The 6,352-nt window shown below is 45.5% G+C and carries 11 protein-coding genes and 1 pseudogene; all 12 read right to left on the reverse strand.

Annotated elements, in window-relative coordinates:
- A partial coding sequence (locus HMPREF1022_RS06720) for a hemagglutinin repeat-containing protein (RefSeq protein ID WP_009302462.1) occupies positions 1-587 on the reverse strand: 587 nt, incomplete at its 3' end.
- Positions 588-599: 12 nt separating this feature from the next.
- The gene (locus HMPREF1022_RS18055; protein WP_147568326.1) at positions 600-998 is read right to left on the reverse strand and encodes a hypothetical protein; all 399 of its coding nucleotides are present in this window, start codon (positions 996-998) and stop codon (positions 600-602) included.
- Positions 999-1,181: 183 nt separating this feature from the next.
- Positions 1,182-1,574 carry a hypothetical protein gene (locus HMPREF1022_RS18060; protein ID WP_147568327.1) on the reverse strand — a complete coding sequence of 131 codons (393 nt, stop codon included), beginning with the start codon at positions 1,572-1,574 and terminating at the stop codon, positions 1,182-1,184.
- Between the two features lie 17 nt (positions 1,575-1,591).
- Positions 1,592-1,930 (reverse strand): hypothetical protein, encoded by a 339-nt coding sequence (locus tag HMPREF1022_RS06725; RefSeq protein WP_009302463.1) that lies wholly within the window; start codon positions 1,928-1,930, stop codon positions 1,592-1,594.
- Positions 1,931-2,152: 222 nt separating this feature from the next.
- A complete protein-coding gene (locus tag HMPREF1022_RS18065) occupies positions 2,153-2,572 on the reverse strand; it encodes a hypothetical protein (protein WP_156802864.1) in 420 nt (139 codons plus the stop codon).
- Between the two features lie 6 nt (positions 2,573-2,578).
- The gene (locus tag HMPREF1022_RS17245) at positions 2,579-2,902 is read right to left on the reverse strand and encodes a chitosanase (RefSeq protein WP_232221561.1); all 324 of its coding nucleotides are present in this window, start codon (positions 2,900-2,902) and stop codon (positions 2,579-2,581) included.
- 152 nt (positions 2,903-3,054) lie between these two features.
- The gene (locus tag HMPREF1022_RS18070; protein WP_156802865.1) at positions 3,055-3,540 is read right to left on the reverse strand and encodes a hypothetical protein; all 486 of its coding nucleotides are present in this window, start codon (positions 3,538-3,540) and stop codon (positions 3,055-3,057) included.
- 9 nt (positions 3,541-3,549) lie between these two features.
- A complete protein-coding gene (locus HMPREF1022_RS16545; RefSeq protein ID WP_232221562.1) occupies positions 3,550-4,047 on the reverse strand; it encodes a chitosanase in 498 nt (165 codons plus the stop codon).
- Between the two features lie 522 nt (positions 4,048-4,569).
- Positions 4,570-4,881 (reverse strand): hypothetical protein, encoded by a 312-nt coding sequence (locus tag HMPREF1022_RS18075; protein ID WP_156802866.1) that lies wholly within the window; start codon positions 4,879-4,881, stop codon positions 4,570-4,572.
- Positions 4,882-4,915: 34 nt separating this feature from the next.
- Complete coding sequence (locus HMPREF1022_RS18870) at positions 4,916-5,320, reverse strand: hypothetical protein (RefSeq protein WP_009302468.1); 405 nt, start codon at positions 5,318-5,320, stop codon at positions 4,916-4,918.
- 128 nt (positions 5,321-5,448) lie between these two features.
- Positions 5,449-5,937 carry a hypothetical protein gene (locus tag HMPREF1022_RS18085; RefSeq protein ID WP_147568331.1) on the reverse strand — a complete coding sequence of 163 codons (489 nt, stop codon included), beginning with the start codon at positions 5,935-5,937 and terminating at the stop codon, positions 5,449-5,451.
- Positions 5,938-6,095: 158 nt separating this feature from the next.
- Positions 6,096-6,352, reverse strand: a pseudogene (locus tag HMPREF1022_RS18875) (hypothetical protein); the annotation flags it as partial.

Here is a 6,352-nt window from a genome sequence, read left to right on the forward strand (position 1 = left end):
ATGTCCTGTCCGGCGGCCAGTGCCGAGCCCTTGCTGGTGCTGCCCGCGCTTTGCTCCTTTTTGCCCTCGGTGCCGTAGAAGCTCGTAAAGGAGCCGCCCCCGCCCAGGCCGAAGCCGGTCTGCTTTTTGTGATACCAGGACGTGGACTGGTTTTTGCCGTCCACAACGGCCACGTCGCCGTCGCGGGCCGTGAGGTTGATATTGTCCACGGCGGCCAGGTTGGAGGCCGTGACGCTGACGCTCTTGCCTGCGTCCAGGGTGACATTCCGGCCGATGAGGTTGGATTCCACCTGAGTCACGGTGGCCTTACCTTCCTTTTTGGACGAGGAACTCAGTCCCAGCGCGCCGGTGGAGGATTTGGAATAACTGTAAAAGTAGGTGTCCTGGGCCGAGGCCACGTTGACGTTGCCGCTGGCGGCCACGGTAAGGTCCTTGCCGCTGACCAGATTGGAGCCCACCACCGAGGCGTGGCCGGTCTGCGTGGATGCGCCGGGCGTCAGGCCCGAAACTCCGGCCAGCAGGCTGAGATTGCCCTCGGCGGCCACAGTGGAGGATTTACTGGTGACGCGCTCCCCATTGCGGTGCAAGGAATGCCATTCCTATTCCCATTTCGAGCATAGCCAACAATCAACAACTTTTTCTCCAATGCTGTTTTGAGTCATGCCTTGAGCATTCACCGTAACATTAAAACCAAGAGATTTTTTACAACAAGTAAAGGCACTAACCCATTCGCAATAATATTCCGCATAGTATAGCTTCTCTCCATTTTCAAAATCAAGAAAGGAGAGGTTTTTCCCTTCAAATTTCTCATCCGTTATTTTTATGTTATTATAATATCCATTCAGGCAACGATCTACCTCCACATCAATTTGAGCGCAAGGCATTTGTTGCTTTTGCACGCTTGCAGGCAAGTGCGCAGCATAGAATTGACTTTGTATTGCCTCACCACATCCAGCAAGGAGGCAATAGCATATAAGCGCAAAAAATATTTTTTTCATATCTACTTAATGGATGTACTATATCATGTGTATTGGGGCAATAAAAATTATCCTAGCGGCCACGAGGCTGCATCGTGCGTCTAAATTCAATTTATTGCAGGATAAAATAGAATTGGCGTTGAAAGTTGACACAATTTCAACACAATTTGTTTGAATATTTCAAAATTTGAATTCTCTAGTCAATTATGGGTAGCCTATTGTTCTTTGCCCCTTGCACCAATAGACAATTTTTTGTGAATTATATTTTATATTAAATACAGCAGTCCATGGTATGGAATTTTCATACGCATCATCTATTTTATACCAATAATAGTATGTGCATATTGTATCTCCATTTTCTATTTGTTTACATTTTTTTGTTTTTCTATGATCCATATTATTGATTGAAAATCCTATATAATGTCCATTTCCGCATAGCCTCCATTCTCTATTTGCATCAAGATCGCTCTCGCCATACATGCTTTCTGCCTCTGGTGGAAACCATACACCTGGAAAATCTTGCTGGGTAACTGTTCCAACGGGACGGCAGCTGCAAAGTAATACAAAACAAAGGACAAGGGCGTTAACTATGCGCATGACTGACTCTTCTTGCTTTACTGTTGAGGAGTATTGTCAACAGGCGGCATCGCTTTGGGTTGCTCCGACTGCTTTTCTTTGCCGCTCAAGGTATCCCAAAGCTGGCTGAAAGAACTTTTTAGACCAGCAAAGGCATCTTGGACATTTATCCACTGATTCCCCAAAAAGCCTTTAGGGTCTTCCCACATTTCATTGGCATCCTTCAGGGCATAGGGAATGCCCTGCATGCCAATAACCTCGTCTACATAACTGAAAGCCGCTTTGTAGTTCATATTGGTGACACTCTGGTTTTCGCTGGTGCCCTTGTTCTGGTTGCGGTTCAGGCCATCCAGGGACTGGCTGGGATTGTCGCGCACAATAATCTCGCCCTTGCCGATAGTGACATAGGCAGTAACAATAATATAAATTATCTGTTTTTACTTTCCTGAAAATTATCGCTCCCCTATAAAATGAGCAAGGCCTCCCGCGATGGGAGGCCTTGCAAGAATAGGTTGTATTTTTCAACGCGGTGGATGAATATTCGGATTAATTCCATCGGATGTACTATATTTTGATCGATAGCTACTTGGATATCTATCCTAGACACAGCCATAAATTTCCCCATTGGAGTGCGCATAAATATTAAAAACTGTTATATACCATTTTGTTGTTGTAAATCCAGGAATATCTTCCCCGTAATAATAATAGGCCCATATTCTATCGCTATTTGGCAATATTTTATAAATACTACGTTGGCTGGGGAAAAGTTCCCAATCATTTTTACCCAAGTAGTGCCCGTTGGAGCAGCGTGCTTCCTCGCCTCTAGCCTGAAATGGCCAAGCAGCAGTTTGGCGCATATCGTCAGGCATCCATATTTTAACCACTTCCCCTGTTACAGGATTGTGCAAAGCGTCCTGCTCTGTCCTAGGGGAAGCGGTTTTGTCGCTTCCAAATATAACCTCTTTCAAGCAACCAGAAAGTAGACCGCAGACAGCCAGCAACAAAAGAAGGTTACGCATATAAGTCTACCTTTGTACGGCGCCCGGCGCTGCGGGAACAGACGGCGTTGCCTCGGAATTTGGCGCTTGGGCCGTGGGCGTTGATGGGCTTTCCTTTTTCTGTTCTGGTCGTTTCAATAAAGGAATACTTTTAGCTAAGTTATCCTGAATATCATTCAAAAAGCCCTTGGGATCGGCAAAGAAATCAAAAGTGCCAGTAGTCAGAGACGGGACGCCCCAACCGTCCAGCATGGTTTTCACATAGTTGAAGGCAGGTTGCCAGTCGATGTTGACATTGGCGGTCTGCTCAGTTTTCAATGCCTGGGATGGATCGCGGTTCAGACCGTCCAAAGATTGACCGGGATTATCGCGTATAATGATCTCACCCTTGCCAATAGAGGCATGGTTATTTATGTAATATTATATATAAGTTATTTTTTCTCTAAAAATTATCTCTTCCCTATAAAACGAGCAAGGCCTCTCCGTGAAGAGAGGTCTTGCGGTCATGGCCGGATGCCGTCAGATGTACCGTGCTCCAGGCGATATTCGCTCGGAAATTTTGCCCAGTAGCAGGCATAAATTTCTCCATCTGGATGGGCGTAAATATTGAAAACAGTTATATACCATTTTGTGGTATCAAATCCTGGCATATCCTCTCCATAATAATAGTAATATGCAAAAATTTTATCTCCATTTGGTAGTATTTTATAAATACTTCGCTGACTGGGAAACAGTTCCCAATCTTTTTTATCCCAATAATGACCATTGGAGCATCTAGACTCTTCGCCTCTGGCCTGGAATTCCCATGATGATGTTCTTAACATGTTTTTAGGAACCCAAATCTTAATTACTTCACCTGTTTTTGCATCGCGTAATGGTTCCCGTGGCGGGCTGGGGGTGGGACCGTTAATGCATTTATCCACAAAATTACCAAAGCCGCAGCCGGAAAACAGGCAACAGACCGCCACTAATAAAAGAATATTGCGCATGCGGGTCTCCTAGTGTTGCGCGCTGGCTTGCGGGCCAGAAGCGGGCGGCATTGAGGAGACAGCAGGCGAGCCCGTCACTGGATTAGAAGGCTCATCTTTTTTGGGTTCAGAGCGCTTCAAAAGCGGAATGCTCTTTGCCAGATTGCCCTGCAACTCATTCAAAAAGGCCTTAGGATCGACGAAAAAATTGAACGTGCCGGTGATGATAGACGGAACGCCCCAGCCGTCCACCACGGTGTCCACATAGCTGAAGGCTGGTTTCCAGTCGATATTGACGTTGGCGGTCTGCTCGGTCTTGAGGGCCTGGGATGGATCACGATTCAGACCGTCCAAGGACTGGCCGGGATTAGCACGCACAATGATTTCCCCCTTGCCGACGGTGGCATAGGCGGTTTGCGTACTTTCCGTATAGCTGTGAGCAAACTTGCCGGGTGAAAACATAATGTCCTTTTGAGTATTGCCCCACCATATTTTTGTTTTTCCCTCAGCTTTAAAAATACTGGCCATCCACCCGGGTACATTTTTGTACTTTTCATCTAGATCTTCACAGCTCTACTGTGTTGACTAGCTGTAGCCGCGAAGTGGCGTACAGATAAGGAAGGACAGCAACGATACGGATAGCGACAGTAATCTCGATGAGAGGAGTTTTGTGTAACTCATTGCTGTCTTCATACATTGCTTCTTTCATCGCAATGGCTGAAGCGAGTATCCTAGCTCTGCTGTCCTCATCCGTAGGTAGTTTCGTTGCAACGGCTGAAGCAAGAGTATACACCTTGCATGCTTTAGACGAATGAGTATATGTCTAAAGACAGTAGCGCCAAAGAATTCTTGCTCCGTGATATAACACGAAAACCCATCTCATGGCGACACCTTCTAATATGTTGATGTCCCATTCTGTAGTCGCATGCATTTACATGCCGTAATTATTCCATCTTTATTGACTGTAATATTAAAAATAACATCGTAATCAACTTTCATTTGTGTTGGTTTTAAGTTAAATGCGGGTGCATCAACTCCGACTTCAACATCTTATGTATAGTAATAATAGGCATATATGCGATTTCCATCTTGGAATTGCTTATATACATCTCCTTCCGGCTTGTCATATTTAACGCCCCTGAAACTTCCATTCCCACAATATTTCATTTGCCGCTCAACTACATAGGCGTACATACCTTGTCGCGCATGCATATTTTTAGGCATCCATAATGTAAAGCCAGTTTTTGTATCTACAAAATTTTCTGGATATTTCCCCCACAACCCACTTTTATTATATTGCGGTAAAGGGCCGCAGGCACACAGCAGTACAAATACACAGAGCAAGGCAACATTTCTGTACATACTGTCTCCTACCTTCCAGCATCAGATGTCGGTGTTACAGGCGTATCCTTCTTGGCCGGAGGATTGGCAAACATATTGCCCAATGCTTCAGGAGAAAAGCCATCGGATCATTACCTAGCCCCTGCAAGGCTTGTTCAGCCGCTGTAGGTTTCTTCTCTCCAGCCGGTTGGGAAGCCCCGTCTTCCTTTTTATCTTTGCCTTTGTCCTTATCGCCACCAAACAAGCCCGTAAAGATTCTTTTAAAGAAGTCGCCGGGGTCTGTGGAGAGTTCATTCAAGGTATTCAATACATTGGTTGTCATATTCGGGTTCAGTATGGTGTCCACATAGGTAAAGGCCGGATTCAGAGTGATATTTACATTAGTTGCCTGTTCAGTCTTCATGGCCTGAGAAGTGTCGCGGTTCAGACCGTCCAGGGACTGGCCGGGATTATCGCGCACTATGATTTCCCCGTTGCCGATAGTGACATAGGCAGTGACAATAATATAAATTATCTGTTTTTCATTTCTTGAAAATTATCTCTCCCTATAAAACGAGCAAGGCCTCTCCGTGAAGAGAGGCCTTGCGGTCATGGCCGGATACCGTCAGATGTACCGTGTTTTACACGATAATCGCCTGGAAACTTCCCCCAATAACAACCATAAATACGGCCATTTTTATCTGCGTAAATGTTAAATACTGTTATATACCAATCTGTAGTATCAAAACCAGGCATATCTTCTCCATAGTAATAATAATACGCCCATATTCGATTCCCATAATTAGGTAGAACCTTATAAATACCGCGCTGTGTGGGGAAAAGATCAGCGATATTTTTCCCTATATAATACCCATTAGAGCATCTATCTTCTTCGCCTCTGGCTTGAAACGGCCAAGTGGACAAGCTGATCATCTTTCGGGGAACCCACATTTTAATAATTTCTCCTGTCTCTGTGTCACGCAGAGGCTCGCGTGGAGGGCTAGGAGGAGGGCCGTTGACGCATTTATCCACGAACCCTCCAAAACCACAGCCAAAAAGTAGGCAATAGACAACAGCCAAGAAAAAAATATTGCGCATGATTATTTCCTAAAGTTGTGTTCTAGCTTGCGCATCGGGAGTCGGCGGCATTGACGTGGGGGATGGCGTTTGTGTATCTGGTAGCGCCGTATTGTCCCCATTTTGCTTCGGCCGTTTCAGCAACGGAATACTCTTGGCCAAATTGTCCTGTAGCTTATTCAAAAAGATTTTAGGATCGTCAAAGAAGTTTTAAATGTCCCTGTAAGGATAGAGGGGACGCCCCAACCGTCCAGCACGGTATTCACATAACTGAATGCTGGTTTCCAATCGATATTGACATTGGCGGTCTGCTCAGTTTTCAATGCCTGGGATGGATCGCGGTTCAGACCGTCCAATGAGTGGCCGGGGTTATCGCGTACGATGATCTCGCCCTTGCCGATGGTGGCATGGTTATTTATATAATATTCTATATAAA

The sequence above is a fragment of the Desulfovibrio sp. 6_1_46AFAA genome (assembly GCF_000224635.1).
Classification (GTDB): domain Bacteria; phylum Desulfobacterota; class Desulfovibrionia; order Desulfovibrionales; family Desulfovibrionaceae; genus Desulfovibrio; species Desulfovibrio fairfieldensis.

Excerpts from the sequence above, each read along its gene's own strand:
- HMPREF1022_RS18055 (WP_147568326.1), bottom strand. The coding sequence starts at position 998 with ATGAAAAAAATATTTTTTGCGCTTATATGCTATTGCCTCCTTGCTGGA.
- HMPREF1022_RS18060 (WP_147568327.1), bottom strand. The coding sequence starts at position 1,574 with ATGCGCATAGTTAACGCCCTTGTCCTTTGTTTTGTATTACTTTGCAGC.
- HMPREF1022_RS18065 (WP_156802864.1), bottom strand. The coding sequence starts at position 2,572 with ATGCGTAACCTTCTTTTGTTGCTGGCTGTCTGCGGTCTACTTTCTGGT.
- HMPREF1022_RS18070 (WP_156802865.1), bottom strand. The coding sequence starts at position 3,540 with ATGCGCAATATTCTTTTATTAGTGGCGGTCTGTTGCCTGTTTTCCGGC.
- HMPREF1022_RS16545 (WP_232221562.1), bottom strand. The coding sequence starts at position 4,047 with ATGGCCAGTATTTTTAAAGCTGAGGGAAAAACAAAAATATGGTGGGGC.
- HMPREF1022_RS18075 (WP_156802866.1), bottom strand. The coding sequence starts at position 4,881 with ATGTACAGAAATGTTGCCTTGCTCTGTGTATTTGTACTGCTGTGTGCC.
- HMPREF1022_RS18085 (WP_147568331.1), bottom strand. The coding sequence starts at position 5,937 with ATGCGCAATATTTTTTTCTTGGCTGTTGTCTATTGCCTACTTTTTGGC.